Annotated in this window: 14 protein-coding genes and 6 tRNA genes; 12 read left to right on the top strand and 8 right to left on the bottom strand. The window is 38.7% G+C overall.

Annotated elements, in window-relative coordinates; all coding sequences use genetic code 11:
• Window positions 1–2 precede the first annotated feature (2 nt).
• The 3 genes from dapE to MKL35_RS08910 all read right to left on the bottom strand — a co-directional run bounded on the left by dapE (window position 3) and on the right by MKL35_RS08910 (window position 2411).
• Entirely contained in the window at window positions 3–1136 is a 1134-nt protein-coding gene (gene dapE / locus MKL35_RS08900) for a succinyl-diaminopimelate desuccinylase (protein ID WP_032010083.1), read from the bottom strand.
• A 125-nt stretch (window positions 1137–1261) separates the two neighbouring features.
• Window positions 1262–1405 (bottom strand): entericidin A/B family lipoprotein, encoded by a 144-nt coding sequence (locus MKL35_RS08905; RefSeq protein ID WP_002051109.1) that lies wholly within the window; start codon window positions 1403–1405, stop codon window positions 1262–1264.
• 112 nt (window positions 1406–1517) lie between these two features.
• Window positions 1518–2411 carry a DUF1853 family protein gene (locus tag MKL35_RS08910; RefSeq protein WP_032010084.1) on the bottom strand — a complete coding sequence of 298 codons (894 nt, stop codon included), beginning with the start codon at window positions 2409–2411 and terminating at the stop codon, window positions 1518–1520.
• A gap of 104 nt (window positions 2412–2515) precedes the next feature.
• On the opposite strand from MKL35_RS08910, the gene MKL35_RS08915 reads away from it, so the two are divergent.
• The 8 genes from MKL35_RS08915 (at window position 2516) to MKL35_RS08950 (ending at window position 4399) form a co-directional block, all read left to right on the top strand.
• Window positions 2516–2884 carry a YbaN family protein gene (locus tag MKL35_RS08915; RefSeq protein WP_032010085.1) on the top strand — a complete coding sequence of 123 codons (369 nt, stop codon included), beginning with the start codon at window positions 2516–2518 and terminating at the stop codon, window positions 2882–2884.
• A 149-nt stretch (window positions 2885–3033) separates the two neighbouring features.
• A complete protein-coding gene (gene elsL, locus MKL35_RS08920; RefSeq protein WP_032010087.1) occupies window positions 3034–3537 on the top strand; it encodes a cell wall-recycling L,D-carboxypeptidase ElsL in 504 nt (167 codons plus the stop codon).
• Between the two features lie 206 nt (window positions 3538–3743).
• Window positions 3744–3819, top strand: a tRNA-Val gene (locus MKL35_RS08925).
• 24 nt (window positions 3820–3843) lie between these two features.
• Window positions 3844–3920: transfer RNA gene (locus MKL35_RS08930), tRNA-Asp, on the top strand.
• 47 nt (window positions 3921–3967) lie between these two features.
• A tRNA-Asp gene (locus MKL35_RS08935) sits at window positions 3968–4044 on the top strand.
• 21 nt (window positions 4045–4065) lie between these two features.
• Window positions 4066–4141: transfer RNA gene (locus tag MKL35_RS08940), tRNA-Val, on the top strand.
• Window positions 4142–4180: 39 nt separating this feature from the next.
• Window positions 4181–4257, top strand: a tRNA-Asp gene (locus MKL35_RS08945).
• 66 nt (window positions 4258–4323) lie between these two features.
• A tRNA-Val gene (locus MKL35_RS08950) sits at window positions 4324–4399 on the top strand.
• A 278-nt stretch (window positions 4400–4677) separates the two neighbouring features.
• On the opposite strand, the gene MKL35_RS08955 is transcribed toward MKL35_RS08950, so the two are convergent.
• The 4 genes from MKL35_RS08955 to yccS form a co-directional block, all read right to left on the bottom strand.
• Entirely contained in the window at window positions 4678–5463 is a 786-nt protein-coding gene (locus tag MKL35_RS08955; RefSeq protein ID WP_032010088.1) for a YdcF family protein, read from the bottom strand.
• A gap of 126 nt (window positions 5464–5589) precedes the next feature.
• The gene (locus MKL35_RS08960; protein ID WP_032010089.1) at window positions 5590–8136 is read right to left on the bottom strand and encodes a PepSY domain-containing protein; all 2547 of its coding nucleotides are present in this window, start codon (window positions 8134–8136) and stop codon (window positions 5590–5592) included.
• 157 nt (window positions 8137–8293) lie between these two features.
• On the bottom strand, window positions 8294–8869 hold the full coding sequence (locus MKL35_RS08965; RefSeq protein ID WP_031953283.1) for an SdpI family protein: 576 nt from the start codon (window positions 8867–8869) through the stop codon (window positions 8294–8296).
• 100 nt (window positions 8870–8969) lie between these two features.
• Window positions 8970–11144 (bottom strand): YccS family putative transporter, encoded by a 2175-nt coding sequence (gene yccS, locus MKL35_RS08970; RefSeq protein WP_032010090.1) that lies wholly within the window; start codon window positions 11142–11144, stop codon window positions 8970–8972.
• 127 nt (window positions 11145–11271) lie between these two features.
• Here yccS and MKL35_RS08975 point away from each other — a divergent pair, with 127 nt between their 5' ends.
• Window positions 11272–12486: a multidrug effflux MFS transporter gene (locus MKL35_RS08975; RefSeq protein ID WP_004885395.1), complete on the top strand. Its 1215-nt coding sequence runs from the start codon at window positions 11272–11274 to the stop codon at window positions 12484–12486.
• A 27-nt stretch (window positions 12487–12513) separates the two neighbouring features.
• Here MKL35_RS08975 and MKL35_RS08980 read toward each other — a convergent pair whose 3' ends face one another.
• The gene (locus tag MKL35_RS08980; RefSeq protein WP_032010093.1) at window positions 12514–13218 is read right to left on the bottom strand and encodes a nitroreductase; all 705 of its coding nucleotides are present in this window, start codon (window positions 13216–13218) and stop codon (window positions 12514–12516) included.
• 508 nt (window positions 13219–13726) lie between these two features.
• Here MKL35_RS08980 and MKL35_RS08985 point away from each other — a divergent pair.
• The 3 genes from MKL35_RS08985 (at window position 13727) to MKL35_RS08995 (ending at window position 15827) form a co-directional block, all read left to right on the top strand.
• Window positions 13727–13930 (top strand): hypothetical protein, encoded by a 204-nt coding sequence (locus tag MKL35_RS08985; RefSeq protein WP_002051146.1) that lies wholly within the window; start codon window positions 13727–13729, stop codon window positions 13928–13930.
• A 182-nt stretch (window positions 13931–14112) separates the two neighbouring features.
• On the top strand, window positions 14113–14253 hold the full coding sequence (locus MKL35_RS08990) for a hypothetical protein (protein ID WP_079377098.1): 141 nt from the start codon (window positions 14113–14115) through the stop codon (window positions 14251–14253).
• Window positions 14254–14351: 98 nt separating this feature from the next.
• Window positions 14352–15827, top strand: a complete 1476-nt coding sequence (locus MKL35_RS08995) for an alanine/glycine:cation symporter family protein (protein ID WP_002051404.1) — start codon at window positions 14352–14354, stop codon at window positions 15825–15827.
• Window positions 15828–15928: the final 101 nt, after the last annotated feature.

The following is a 15928-nucleotide window of genomic DNA, read 5'->3' on the forward strand; positions in this document are numbered from 1 at the left end:
TTTTAAGCAAGTAAGTTTTCTAAAATTTGCTCATAAATATCAGTTAAAGGATCAAGATCATGTACATCTACATGTTCATTAATTTGATGGATAGTTGCATTTAGAACACCTAGTTCTAAAACTTGTGCACCTGTTGGTGCAATAAAACGTCCGTCAGATGTACCACCACTAGTAGATAGCTCAGTTTCAGTGCCGGTCACATTTAGAATAGCAGTTTGAGCAGCATTCACTAATTCACCTACTGGCGTCAAAAATGGCAAACCAGATAAGTTCCAGTCAATCTCATACTGCAAACCATGCTTATCTAAAATTTCATGAACACGCTGTTTAAGCTGCTCAGCTGTAACTTCTGTTGAATAACGGAAGTTAAAAGTAACTTCTAAAGTACCTGGAATGACGTTGGTTGCACCAGTACCCGAATGAATATTTGAAATTTGGAATGAAGTTGCAGGAAAGTATTCATTTCCATTGTCCCAAACAGTTTGGCATAACTCTGCTAAGGCAGCCGAAGCTTCATGAATGGGATTGCGAGCTAAGTGAGGATAAGCCACATGACCTTGCTTGCCGTGAACATGTAGTACGCCATTTAAAGAACCACGACGGCCATTTTTAACAATATCACCTAATTTACTTGTACTTGATGGTTCACCGACCAAACACCATGTAATTTTTTCATTACGCTCTTCAAGTGTTTCAATAACTTTAAATGTACCGTTAACAGCAGGGCCTTCTTCATCTGAAGTAATTAAAAAAGCAATTGAACCTTTATGATCTGGATGCTTTGCTACAAAACGTTCAGATGCAACCACCATTGCAGCCAACGCAGTTTTCATATCAGCTGAACCACGACCATAAAGTTTGCCATCACGAATTTCTGGTGCAAATGGGTCTGAATTCCATGCATCTAGACGACCTGTTGGAACAACATCGGTATGTCCAGCAAAACAAAACACAGGACCTTCAGTGCCGCGTCGAGCCCATAAATTGTCAACGTCCCCAAAACGCATTGGTTCAATATGAAAGCCAGCTTTGGCTAGACGATCAGCCATAATAGTTTGGCAAGTATGGTCAACAGGAGTAACAGAAGGCTGTTGTAAAAGTTCTAAGCTAAGCGAGAGAGTGTCTGAGTGGTTCATACCGGAAATTGCATGCTGAGTAGGGGAAATATAGTCCGATATAATAGGCGAATCTCTGAAGGTTGGGTATTTAAAAATAAAAAAACCTTATCGAAGTGATAAGGTTTTTCGAAGCTGTGCATAACTTACATTTTATTCTCAGTTTTTTGTGCGGTATTACTTACAGCATCACCAGCTTTAGAGACATCTTTACCAAAACCCTTGAACGTATTACAGCCAGTTAATACAAATGCAATCATTACAGACGCGACTAAAACTTTTTTCATCATTTTCTCCGTTTAAATTTAATAATGAAGTAAATTTAGATTAAAAAACAAACGTAAAAAGAAACATGACTATTTAATAGTAAAAACGTTATAAATTGTTTCTAGAAGTCCATACCTACTTGTAAAGTGGCATTTTTTCGTTGTTAACCGGTGCTAGGCTTAGTAGAGGAGGACGTCTAAACATATAAAACTGTGTATCTTCGTTGTTCTTACAATATAAGCCATCTGTCCACCAATAAGCAGCGTTTGAACTTGCTTGTTTATTAGGACAAAGCCATTCATGTCTTTCTAGACGATAAAATTTAGAGTCAGGAATAGTTGTGCCCCAGTATCCGAGTCGACGTGTTGAATTTACCCAATTGGGTATGGATTGTTTTTGGCCTAAATTCAAAGGTAGGTAGAGCTGGCCTTTTAAAACAGCAAAACGCTGTTGTACCTTAAAATCTAAAGCTTCTGAAAATTGGAACTGCTTATCGGTAAAGTGATACAGCTTTTTGCTCAAAGTATCTTCTCTATTTAAGCCAATCCATTGTTCTAAATTTAACTGACCTTCACCCAAGTAATATTTTAGAGCAACTTCCCAGTGTTCAACTTGTTGTGTTTCTTTATTTAAAATTAAGAAATCAAGTTCACCTAAAGTTCTTGCACCCTCAATTTTTTGAATACTATGGCCTAACAACTGATAAGAATGGTATTGATCTTCCTGTAACCAAAACCAAAGTAAATTCTCAAAACGTAAACCTAAACGTGTACTTTTAAGGCGAGACATAAATTGGAGTAAAGGCTCAGGCATCTCATCAAGCTGGTGTAAACGTGGTAAATAATTTTGAAAATGTTGTTTCCAAGTCTGATCAGAATGTAATTGAAAACTATGCCGAATAGAGAGGCTTTGGGGAAGTTGGCAAAGTAAATTAGGACTAGCAATGGTAAATGCTAATTGTCTTACCATTGGGTGGTTGAACTGTAACCATGGTTCAAAATAGGATGTCTTAACTGAGGCAATATTCATACGTTTAGTACTCGAAATAATTCATCCCAATTTCATGGTCGATCAACAAAACAATACCAGAAAAACACTTTATACTACGATCAACAATAGCTTAAGGTTTATATATGCGAACATTGTTTTGGCGAACTCTGGTCGTGACTTTTATCACGCTTGGTATTATTGGAGCAATTTTACCAGGCATGCCGACAACAGTGTTTCTTATTCTGGCTGCTTGGGCTGCCTCAAAGGGATGGCCTCAAATGGATGCATGGTTGTTAAATCATCCAAAATATGGACCAACTCTACGTGACTGGCGAGCAAATGGCACAGTACCGCGTAAAGCGAAGTGGATTGCCAGTATTATGATGACCGCAAGCGGTATTTTAATGCTGTTTACTTCTGCACCATTTTGGGTGAAAGTTTTCACTGATACTACCATGCTCGTTGTTGCAATTTGGTTATGGCTACGTCCTGAGCCAAAATTAAAAGATTGATAATCTTTTAATTTTGGCGCAAGACAAGCAGTGAAACTGCGCGTAGATAAAAGAAGATTGATAATCTTTTACTTGTGACGTATGACAAGTTTTCCATTAATTTTTATTAAAGCTCAAAATAGTTGAGTTGATATAAGAGAAGAAATTCGATGTCCCAATTTAAACTTGAAGATGCAGATATTCTTATCGATTTAGCAAATCAAACTTTAAGCCTCCCTAAACATAATAAGTTTTATGTGGTTTCTACGGGTAAGAATGGAATTGGGGAACAGGAAAATACGGGGAGAACCCCACGCGGATGGCATCGGGTTGCCAAAAAATTTGGTATGCAATCTCCCAAAAATGCAGTTTTTATTGCACGACAACCCACAGGTGAAGTCTATAGTAGTGAATTAGCCGCACAATTTCCTGAGCGAGATTGGATATTGTCACGCATTCTTTGGCTAGATGGTCTAGAAGAGGGCTTTAATAAAGGCGAAGGCCACGACACTATGCAACGTTATATTTATATTCATGGTACACCTGATAAAGAACCGATGGGGGTTCCAATGTCACATGGGTGCATTCGAATGCGTAATGAAGAAATTATTGAATTGTTTGATTTAGTCTCTGAAGATGCGCTTGTCTATTTGTCTGAACAATCTTTAACCTAAAATGGGATTTTAAAGATTATTGTTTAATTAGCCGAATGATCAAAATATTAAAATAAGTGCTTAAATAAAATACAAAAAATTGTTTTTTACTTAATAATGACTTATTTTTAATCATTCATTCGCATTTTTTTGAAAAGTTGTCGAAAAGCGTTTGACACCTGTTAAAGATTCTCTATAATGCACCTCACAAACGATGAAGACGTTAAGGGCGCTTAGCTCAGTTGGTAGAGCGTCTGCCTTACAAGCAGAATGTCGGCGGTTCGATCCCGTCAGCGCCCACCAAGCCTTTACGTTAAGCTCTCAAGTGCAGCGGTAGTTCAGTTGGTTAGAATACCGGCCTGTCACGCCGGGGGTCGCGGGTTCGAGCCCCGTCCGCTGCGCCACTTAAGACTTAACATCGTTTACCCCACAATTGCGATATTGTGAAAGTGCAGCGGTAGTTCAGTTGGTTAGAATACCGGCCTGTCACGCCGGGGGTCGCGGGTTCGAGCCCCGTCCGCTGCGCCACTTTTATAAAACGCTTTTGCAGGGCGCTTAGCTCAGTTGGTAGAGCGTCTGCCTTACAAGCAGAATGTCGGCGGTTCGATCCCGTCAGCGCCCACCATAATTTGTGACCATACTTTATTTTTAAAGTATTGCAAGTGCAGCGGTAGTTCAGTTGGTTAGAATACCGGCCTGTCACGCCGGGGGTCGCGGGTTCGAGCCCCGTCCGCTGCGCCATTCTCTTGATTCCCTGATCTAGAGGATGTAATGTATAAAGACTGCGGTTGTTGTCTTTTTCAATCAGGGCGCTTAGCTCAGTTGGTAGAGCGTCTGCCTTACAAGCAGAATGTCGGCGGTTCGATCCCGTCAGCGCCCACCATAATTTTTCAAATTTAAAAAATTATATACACTAATTTATTTAGTGTTTTTTGCATTTCTGCTATTTATATTTCCTATCTATTTTATCTTTGCTATTGTTGGTCAAAACTTCTCTTTCTCTTTCTCTTTCTCTTTCTCTTTCTCTTTCTCTTTCTCTTTCTCTTTCTCTTTCTCTTTCTTAATTTTTTAAGTTCAGATTTATTACTTTAAATTGTGATTACTCTCTCGTTTAATGAAAGCTGCCATACCGTAAAGCAATAGCAGCTTTCTGAACCAAGATTAATACTCGTTTAGAATCCAGCCACTCGCGTACGCAAAGTATTCACGCAGCCAAGCGTTATAGCGACTGACTAAAGGAGTTTCGGCAGCAACTGTATAAATATGGGTATAGCCTTGTTTCTTTGCAATAGCTGCAGCTCTTGGGGTATGAAAGTCACTTGTAACAATTGCAATAGGTTGATCAATACTAATATGAGCTTGCTCAAGTAATGGTTTACTGTTTTTAAGGTTAAGTTCTGTACTTGTACTTTTGTCCTCAAGAATCATTCTTTCTTTGGCAATGTGAAAGTGCTGTTCAAGGTAACGAGACATAACTAATGCTTCGGATTCTTTCTCTGAAAAGTCTAAACCACCTGTTAAAACAACTTTTGCGTGAGGTTGTGAAAGGGCAACTGGAGCTGCTGTATCGAGGCGTTTTGCAAGAATGGCTGAAGGCTGTCCATTTTCGACACCACTACCTAAAACAATGATTGCTTTCACCGCGGGAATATTTTGGCCTGTATCTTTATTGTCTTTAATAAAACTAAAAAAATAGCCTAAGCCAATCAACCAGATCCAGAAACATAACCATCCGAAACGCCAAACTGAATGCAGGCGATAGTGATAAAAGAAAAAACGTTCCAGATGATAATAAAATAAGGCATAGAGGCAGAAAAATGCCCCTAATATTAAAGGAACAATTGTGCCTACATGAATTTTATTTAGGAAAGCTAGAAATAAGCCGTCTAAAAATAAAATTGAACCAATGATGGCCAAGAAAATCCGAATCCACTTACTGACTTGCATTGTGTTTAGAGTTGCAATTTAAATTGCAGACAGTGTATGCAAAATCATTCCAAATTCAATGCTGATCGCAATAAAAAGCCGAGTAAAGCTTTTCGGCTATTACTCGGCTTTATTATTTATTGATGTTTAATAAACATCACGGCGATAACGACCTTGTTGTCTTAGCTCATCAACTTGTTCTTCACCTAAAATATCAGTTAGTGCTTGATCTACTCCGCTAGCCATTCCTTCAATACTTCCGCAAACATAAAGAACTGCGCCGCGTTCAATCCAGTTGGCAAATTCAACTGCATTTTGTCGAATGATATCTTGAACATAAACACGTTGCTCTTGATCCCGTGAGAATGCCAAATCAAGTCGTTTTAACATTCCCATTGTTTGCCAAGCTTCAATGGTTGATGCATAGAAGAAATCATGAGTGCGTTGGCGTTCACCGAAAATTAGCCAGTTTTCAGTATAGTTATGACGAGTTCGCGTATGAAGTAAACTCATTAAACCCGCGATTCCCGTTCCATTACCAATACAGATAATTGGACGATTATCATCGATCAAGTGAAAAGACTCATTGGTGCGAATACGTAATGCAATACTCTGATTAATTTCTGTGTATTGAGTCAGCCAGCCAGATCCTAATCCTAAATGGCCAGATTCATCGGTTTGCTGGCGAACAACCAAACGAAGCACTTGTTGAGAAGGGATACTAGCAATTGAATATTCTCGTGTTGGTAGAGTAGGGAGTTGTTCTAATAAGTGGTCCAGATTAGCAAACGGTTCAATCTCACCCGTTAAATTTTTATTCCAAAGCGCTTTTTCAATGGAGATTTGTAGCGAGTCTACCACTGCATTTCTAAGAATATGATGGTGTTGTAAAAACTCATTAATACGTTCAGGGCTATTACCCGGTTGTATTTCAGCAATGTCTCCAGCTTGCCATATAGCTTCATGATTTGCTGTAAGTTCAATATTGTAAGCTGGTTGCCCTAGACTATTTGGGTTGAGCAAGTCACGTTGTTGTAATGTCCAATTATCAAACACTTTTTCAAGATTAACGGCATGCAACTCTAGTTTAGTTGCTTTTACAAGAGCTTGATTCCAGTTTTGAATATGTGTTGGATTTGCATTATCTACCTCGATAGTATCGAAGTAAGCTTTTGCACCATTGTTTTTAAGCCATCCATCTACAGTGTGACCAAAACTACAATATGTATCAGGATATTCTTTTGAACCTAAGGCTAATACGGCATATCTGAGATGCTGAAGCTCTAATTTTGTTTTTAATAGCTTTTTTGCAAAATTAGAAGCTAAGTCTGGTGCCTCTCCAGTACCATAAGTACTAATCACAAAAAGAATTTGTTCATGTTCCTGTAAATCCGCTTCAGTTAACTGCTGTATAGATTTAACCTGAACAGGCTGATGTGCTTCTTGCAAGCTGGTTGCGGTACTCCACGCAAGTTGCTCTGCAACTCCTGTTTGGGTGGCATAAGTAATTAACCAAGGTTTCGCATTTTCATCAATGTAGTGACCAGCTAAAGACTGACGAGCTGCCTGTGTCAATTTTTTCTGTTTACGGCGTTTTAGATAAAGCATCCAACCGGTAACAAAGAATAATGGCATGGCTAAAGATGCAAGCATTGCTACAAATTGATAGACTGGTCCAAAAAAGCTGCCACGATGTACAGGTAACATGCTGCTCATGATTTTTTGATTAAGCTTTTTATCTTCATAAAGCTCCATCTTTTCAATATTGGCAGTTTTATAGTTATAGACAGCTTGGTTACGTGCACGCTCGTGTTGTGGCGTTGCATCTACAAAACTTAATTCAACTTTTCCATCGTCTTTTTTCGGTAAGTTTACTGTTAAAGTTGAATAGTCACGTCCAACCTGATTATTAAAACCGCTCCAAGTTTGGTTGAGGGCAGTAATCAGCTGAGTGCTATCTAATTTAGTTTCAGAAGATTTGTCTTTATTGCGTCCAGCTCCGCCATGTCCTTGCATTTTAGGTTGTTCTACACCTAATACTTTGAACATACCGCTACGCCACCAGTCATATGACCAATATAGACCTGTACATGCAAAAAGAAGATAAAAAACAATAACCCAAGTACCTACGACAGCGTGTAAATCCCAAATAAAATTTCGACCTTTAAGTTTGGGTTTAACAGCAAGCCATTGACGTGCAGAGTGCTTCTTTGGCCAACGTAAATATAATCCGCTCAAAACAAAATAGATGAGCATTAAGGCACAAGCGCCGGTAATTTGTTTACCGAACTCTCCAGCAGTTAAGTTTCGGTGAATTTGTTGTATTAATAAAAGTAACTCGCGACCTTTAACATCAGGCAATACCTGTGCTGTGTAAGGGTTGACCATCATATTGTAGCCACGTCGTTCGCCTTCTTTTTCAATATTGACAACAGAGGAGGCGGTAGGGTCTTTGGCAATCGTAATGCTATTAATTTTAATTTCTGGCTGGGTTGTTGCGAAATGTTGGTAAAGTTGAGCAGGGGTAAGCTTAGGAGTGCTTTCTGCTTGAACAACATAACTATCTGTATTTACCCATTTTAAAATTTGTTGATCATAAGAATAAATTGCGCCTGTAACACCCATAATAGATAAGATGAGGCCAGCACTAATACCCAGAAACCAATGAATTTGAAATAAAAACTTTTTAAACATGGTCGAAAATGTAAATATGATGGAGATCTTGTAACGAAGTATAGCCGAAGATTGCGTAGATAATATGGATTTTGGAGATAATATTAATTTTCATTATCATTTATTTTTAGCTTAATAAAAAACCTCCTGTAACGGAGGCTTTTTAATGGGGGTGAAATTATAAAGTTTTCGGTTCACCTACAGTTTCTTTCAAATGCTTACGAATTGTATTGAAAGAAAAGTTTTTAGAGTCCATGCGTTTAGGCAAGATATACGCACCTTGCTGTTCTTGGCCTTTAGGATCTTTTACTTTAAAGTTAACTAAAATAAAGTCAGGGGTGTTGTACCATTCATAGATGTTTTTCCATCCAATGGTCCCAACGCCTTCTTGTAATCCCATTTGCTGGCGCATTACGATACCGTGAGGTTGTACACCTAAGCGAATGCCTTTGATTTCCTGTACAGGAAACTCATTCATCTTACGCTTAACGTACCATTCCAAACCATATGTGCGGCCAAGGTAATAAAGTACTACACCAACAATGGCTACCCAGCAAATCACTGTAGAATAGTTCTTAATAAAAATAAGACCTAAAATCGCAAGGGCTAAAATTATGCCCATAATTGCCCAGATTTTTGTGCTGATTTTATTGGTGCTGCGCCAGATAAGAAGTTGTGCATTACGTTGTTCAGCTTCTGTAACCTCGTAAGGAACTGGCTGAAGCGTATAAGCATATAAAGTTTTCGCGGTCATAGTGCAAATAACAAATTGTAAACTGTTTTAAGTTTAGCATTAATTGGCATAACTCAGGAAAGGATATTATGCCAATTTCATACTAAATTCCGACTCAAATTTATAATGATGCAAGTTCGCTGGCATCATTATCTAGATCATGACTTAGGCGTTGTTTCAACATACTAAATCGATTCAAAACACTTAGCATCAGTGATAACTGCTGTAAAATAATGAGTGATTTCTGGTCATCTTCATCATTTTGGCTTAAACGCTGACGTATCGTCTTAAGCATATTTTGTGCTGTCAAATCAGGCATTTCATCTCTTAACAGCGCACCTTGTATATCGTCTAATGCTTGATCTAAAACGTTAAGAACCGCTTGATCTTGAATCTTTTCTCTATGCGCTCCGAGTGCTGCGATATAACTTAAAAATGTATGATTAAGGCATAAAAATTCAAATATATCTGACTTGTGAGTAGGATCAAAGTCAGGCTCTGTCGCTAAAGTTGAAATAAGCGAGGCGACTTCAGCATCGGTATTATGAGCAGCGCGGCGAACAATACGATAATTGAGCGCATGGTTATGACCTTCATGGTATTGCTTTACCACTTCCGCTAAATAATTACATTGTGCTTGTAAAGAGCGTCGAATGCTGCGCGGTAGGCGACGGAATTTCCAGTCAGGCCAAATAAAGGTGACACCAAACCACGCTAAAGCACATCCAATTAGGGTATCTACAAATCTAGGAATAGCCGCAGCGACTGCCGAGCCATCTAAGTTAAAGTTAATTAATGCCAAAATTGTGATGAAAGCGGTTGCTTGAGCATATTGCTTACTGCGTAACTCGAAAAATAGTACGCCGCTTAAGACCAGCATGACTAATTGTCCTTCTACGGAAGGTACGAGGAATACCACGCTTAGTCCGACAATAATTCCGACTAATGTCCCAACTATACGTAAACGTAAGCGACGTTTGGTCGCGTTAAAGTTAGGTTGGCTAACAAATAACGCTGTCAACATAATCCAGTAGCCATATTCGATTCGGGTGGTTTGAATAAATACATATCCAATGAACAGAACAATCGATACTCGAATGGCATGACGAAACAGTACAGATTCAGGGGTTAGATTTTGTTTTATTCGGACAACAATATCATTCCAACCTTTTAAATCATCATCTTTGAGTTGGTTTTCAGCCTGCTTTACTTTGTCTGACTGAATATGCTGTTCCGTTTCTAAGTTGAGTAATTGTGAGTCAATAGATTTTAAATTTCGGTATAAGGCAAAAAGAGCATTTACCCATAACAAGTCATACTGTTGATCTTTTCTTAATTTTTCTAAAGATAAGCGTAAGTTCTCAAAACTCTGTTTAAAACGTTTGTTATGGATATATGGTTTGCGTTGTAAAATACATTCATTCAACTCTTGGCAGGCTTTACCCTGAACCGCCAAAATACGCTGAAATCTGAATAAAATATCACTGTGCTGAAAAATCTTTGCTAACTTTTGATAGTCGATATGAGCAGAGTCTGCACGTTCATGAATATCTTGTGCGACAAAATAATAATGTAGGCTACGGCGAGTATCTTTTTGTCCTCGGTCACCTTTTAAGCGGGTTAAAAGGGCGGTTTTAAGATCATTAAAAATAGTAATCAATTTGCCATTTTCTAATGAAAGATCAATCATGCTTTGCTGATAACTGGCAGGAGTCATATCAACATCAAATAAATTGGATTTGGCAAATAGGAAGTCACCTAACGAACCATAAGAGGCTGCAAGTTTGTCTTGAAGTTGGCGAACAGGAAATAATAAAAAGCTAATGGTTGCAATAAGTCCGTACCATGCTGCTCCCGCAACTAAAAGGGCTGGTTGAATATACCATTGGTCAAATAAATGAACCCCCAACATGGTATAAACCGAAACAACCAGACATCCATAAGAGATTGTCGCGTAACGGCGGCCTAGTGACCCGAGTAGAATCCAACCAATACAAGAGGCAATCAACCCTAGTGCAAAAAGCATTGGATAAGGGAAAAGTAATTGCACGGAAGCGGCAGTAATGAAGAAACCAATATAGGTGTAAATCAAATTCATGATTCGCACTGAAAAGCGATCATCAATATCACTTAAACCCGCTGCGACCACACCTAAAGTGAGGGGAATTGTTGCTAATTGATGGCCTAGAAAATAAGGCACGAACGCAGTTCCTGAAAAGGCAATCAGCATCCGCACGTTATACATAAATGATGTGTTATAAGTCGCTCTTTTTAGGCGTTTAAACCAAGATTTCAAATGAAGTCCTTGCTGATCAACCTGAGTGATAAAGGATTTGCGTATTTCTACACCAATGTTGCACAAATCATACGATAGACAGTGTAAGCTTGTCTGTATGCAAATGATTGAAAAATGAAATATCGTTATGTCTGAACAAACAGCCCAGCGTCAATATTCTATTGGCTGGATTATGTTGCTCGCTTTACTCACGGCTTTAGGGCCATTATCCATTGATATGTACTTACCTGCGTTGCCTCAAATGGCCCATGATTTTGGGGTGAGTACGCAAATGGTAGCAAATACATTGCCAGCCTATTTTTTTGGTTTAGCCATTGGGCAACTGGTATATGGTCCTTTAAGCGACCGTATCGGTCGAAAAAAGCCTCTTTATTTTGGGCTTGCGCTTTATGCAGTCGCAAGCTTGTTTTGCGTGCTCGCTACAAATGAATGGAGTCTAATAGCTGCCCGTATTTTACAAGCTTTAGGGGGTTGTGTAGGTGTGGTTATGGCTCGTGCTGCTATACGCGATCGGTTAGATGTACAAGGTTCGGCACAAGCTTTTTCTAGCATGATGATTGTAATGGGTTTAGCGCCTATTTTGGCACCTATGATTGGGGCCTGGATTTTAATCTGGTTTCCATGGCAAGCGATTTTTATTGCGCTTTCAATTGTGGGCGCAATTTGTTGGCTATGTGTACATTTCTTTTTTAAAGAAACTTTGGCAACTGATAAGAGGCTCAAATTATCTCTATATCAAGTGGCTACCTTATATGGTGCTATTTTCAAAGATGCGAGCTTCCGTTTACCTATGTTTGCAGGATGTTTAACAGGTGCAGCGCTATTTTGTTATATCAGCTCAGCTCCCGCCGTTTTTATGGATCAATATGGGCTAAATCAACAAGAGTTTGCTTATGTATTTGGACTGAATGCTTTTGGCATTATGTTAATGTCATCTTTAAATAAGCACTTAACTACACGTGTTGAAATTACTAAGCGTTTAAAAGCAGGTTCAATGGTACAGGTGACAGGGGCAAGTATTGTGTTGATTGCTGGTTTAATTTCTGCAGCACCTTTATGGCTAGTAATGTTAGGACTGTTTTTAGCGATTTCAGGAATTGGTTTAACTGGACCAAATGCCATGGCTCTAGCTATGTCAAAGCAAGGTGCTCGTGCAGGAACCGCTAGTGCAATTATGGGCAGTATGCAATTTGCTTGCGGTTTATTGGGTGGCGTACTTCTTAACTTCCTTATTTGGTCTGCATCACTCAATATGGGAGTGATGATGGTGTTATTTACATTAAGTGGTTTTATTGTTGTTTTAAAAGCGACGCGACAAGCAAAAAGCCAAGCACTCTCTTGATTTTAAGAGAGTGGTTTGCTTGAGTCTTTAATCAAGAAAAACTGCAAAATTCTCTACAGGCTCTCTAGGCGTAATAAAAGTATTCAGAATGTGTGCAGGGTCGGCATGACCTAGCGCAATTGCACATACCAACTCTTCGTCATCTGCTGCGCCTAAAATATCTAACACTAACGGATGGAAATGGTTCCAAGCGGCTTGAGGGCAGGTGTCTAATCCACGAGCCTTGGCTGCGACCATGACATTTTGAATCATCATGGCGATATCCATTTTGGAACCAATTCCCATTGCTTTATTGACTGTAAAGAAAATTCCGACTGGTGCATCAAACAGTTTGAAATTACGTAACTGCTGTGCAGCCATTTTTTCTTTTTCGCCCTTTTTAATCTCTAAGAGACCATAAAGACCCCAGCCATTTTCTCGGCGACGATCAATAAAAGGTGAAATCCATTTTTCAGGATAATAGGCAAAAGTTTCTTTATATTGTTCTGCAAGTTCTGGATTTTTAGAAATCTCAATCTGTGCTGTACAAACACGCTCTACCATTTCATCACGTTTTTGTCCTGTCACGACATAGACTTTCCACGGTTGAGTATTGGTTCCTGAAGGTGCTCGGCTCGCGACTTTTAAGATATCCTTAATGATTTCGGGCTCAATGGGTGTGTTTAAAAAAGCACGGACAGAGTGTCGAGAGGTAATGGCCTCGTCAACAAGGCGGATTTGTTCCAGATTCATGAGGACTCCTGATCTTATTCTCAATGTTTAATGTTTATAAAAGTCTAATTTTGTGCGCCAAAATTGATGCATTTATAAACAAAAAATATTAGAAAAGTGATTTCCTTATATGTATGATGACTCGATTCGTTTAGACAAATGTCTAATCAATCATAGTTTGAAAGTGTCATTTTAGATTTAAATAGACAAAATATTGTGACTTGTTTGGTCATTAAATTAAAATGAAAATAAAGTTTGAGTAAAAAATATTCAATTAGAAAAAAGGTAGAATATGTTTAAAAACAGTACAAAACAGATGGTTTTGTATGAAAAATAACCTTAAAGAGCATAATCTTTTAATGAAAAACATACACAAAATTTTAAATTTCTGCATAATACCGACTTTTTTACGCAGGTATGATTTCTCCATACTCACGTTAGGAAAAAGTAGTGGCTGCATAACAAAATACTTTTACAAAAAGGATTTTGTGCAGGAATGGAGAAATACACGAGGTATAAGGAGCTTTACATGAGTTTACCGCTCATCAACAAGCAGTTCATGAAACAAGGATTGGCGATTACCATTGCGACCATGAAAATGAACTTAACTCACGCAACGACTAAGCCACAAAAAATACAACAGCTTGGTACACATCTCAACGCACTCTTCTTGAATAACAAAGAAAGGGGCGCAGATAGTCGCGTCATAGCGATGGCTTGTTACAGTCTTTGAAATTTAAATCCAGTTTAGACATTCGCCCAAAAGTATATGTAAATATGCTTATTGGCTTAAATCCAGTTTTTATAACTCGATTAATTGATGGGAATCATTAAGCGAGCTGATTTAGCGGTGGTCATTTGTTAGTTTCCAAGTTTGTAGCCGAGTCGATGCATACTGTTCACCCAAATGGGAATATGTTCAGTAATGCGATGAATTCATTTTATTTGAAGGATGCTTTCTCTCATGCGACCTTCAAAGGCTTAGTGCTGGGCATCATGTTGCTTAAACTTGTGACGATAATTGCTATTCAATTGACATTAAAAGTTTTTTCTTAAATGTACTGAAAAAGTCCCTATTGCTAGGGGCTTTTTTGTTTATTGCAGATTTTGGCTTGTGCTAATAGCACTTTAGCAAGAACGTAAGCGGACCGAGTATGAATGAACAACTCAATGCCACACTGATGTCGTGGGTAAAATTTTTTAATGACCCTTTATGGGATTTTCTGGTTATTTTCTTGCTGGCTGTCGGTATTTTTTATACGGTCTTAACAGGAGCAGTGCAAATTCGCATGTTCTTGCAAAGTATTCGTGTTATGAAAAGCAGTCGTACTGAAGGCGAAGACGAGCATGGTCTTACTCCTTTTCAGGCGTTCGTAACAGGCCTTGCGAGCCGTGTTGGGGTAGGTAACATTGCTGGTGTAGCAATTGCTATCGCAATTGGCGGTCCTGGTGCAGTGTTCTGGATGTGGGTAACCGCTGTTCTTGGTATGAGTTCGGCTTTTATTGAGTCTACACTTGCTCAGCTATTTAAGGTGAGAGACAACAAGAGCAAACAGTTCCGTGGTGGACCGGCTTACTATATTACTCAAGGTTTACGTAGTAAAACCTTTGGTGTAGTTTTCGCACTGGCATTAATCTTTACCTATGGTTTCGTATTTAACTCAGTTCAAATCAATGCGATTGCAAATGCATCTTCACATGCATGGGGTTGGGACAAAGCCAATCTTATTGCTCATTTAGGTGGTGTTGATTTAGAAATTTCTTGGGTTGGTCTTGCACTTGTCGTGATGGTTGCATTGGCAATTTTTGGTGGTATTAAACGTATCGCTAAATTTGCAGAAATGTTTGTACCTTTAAAAGCGGGTCTTTACCTATCTGTTGCGTTGTATATTGCATTAAGCAACTATGCAATTTTACCTGACGTGTTAAAACTCATTGTAACTGAAGCTTTCCATTTCAATGCTGCGGCAGGTGGTTTCTTCGGTGCTGCCATATCAATGGCAATGATGCAGGGTATTAAGCGTGGTTTGTTCTCAAACGAAGCTGGTATGGGTTCTGCTCCGAATGCTGCCGCTGCTTCGGATGTAAAACATCCTGTAAACCAAGGCTTAGTGCAAATGCTGGGTGTATTCGTAGATACCTTCATTGTATGTACAAGTACAGCAATCATCATTTTGGTTTCTGGTGTTTATCACGATGCAGGCTTTGTTGGTGTTGAATTAACTCAACGCGCATTAGAGACTCAAGTTGGACACTGGGGTTCTGACTTCCTGGCAGTTCTATTATTCTTGTTCTGTTATTCTGCTGTATTAGGGAACTATGCTTATGCGGAAAGTAATGTGCAGTTCATTAATAACAACCCGAAAATTATGTTCATCTTCCGTATTTTTGTATTGGTGATGGTGTATTTCGGTGCAATTGGTAGTGTTCCATTAGTTTGGTCAATGGCTGACTTGTTTATGGGTATCATGGCTACTATTAACTTAGTCGCAATTTTACTGTTAACACCTGTAGCTCGTACTTTATTGAAAGACTACCGTGAGCAATTAAAACAAGGTATTAAAGAACCAGAATTTAAAATTAATAAATATCCAGAGTTGAAGAAAAAAGTCGATTCAGATATTTGGTAATTTTCAAAAAAGCCTCTTAGAAATAAGGGGCTTTTTTTATGGAGCATAAAAACACTTGAGTATAAAATTTAAACATGACAAATTAAATAAATTCACTACAG

The sequence above is a fragment of the Acinetobacter sp. AOR41_HL genome (genome assembly GCF_027854645.1).
Lineage (GTDB): Bacteria > Pseudomonadota > Gammaproteobacteria > Pseudomonadales > Moraxellaceae > Acinetobacter > Acinetobacter nosocomialis.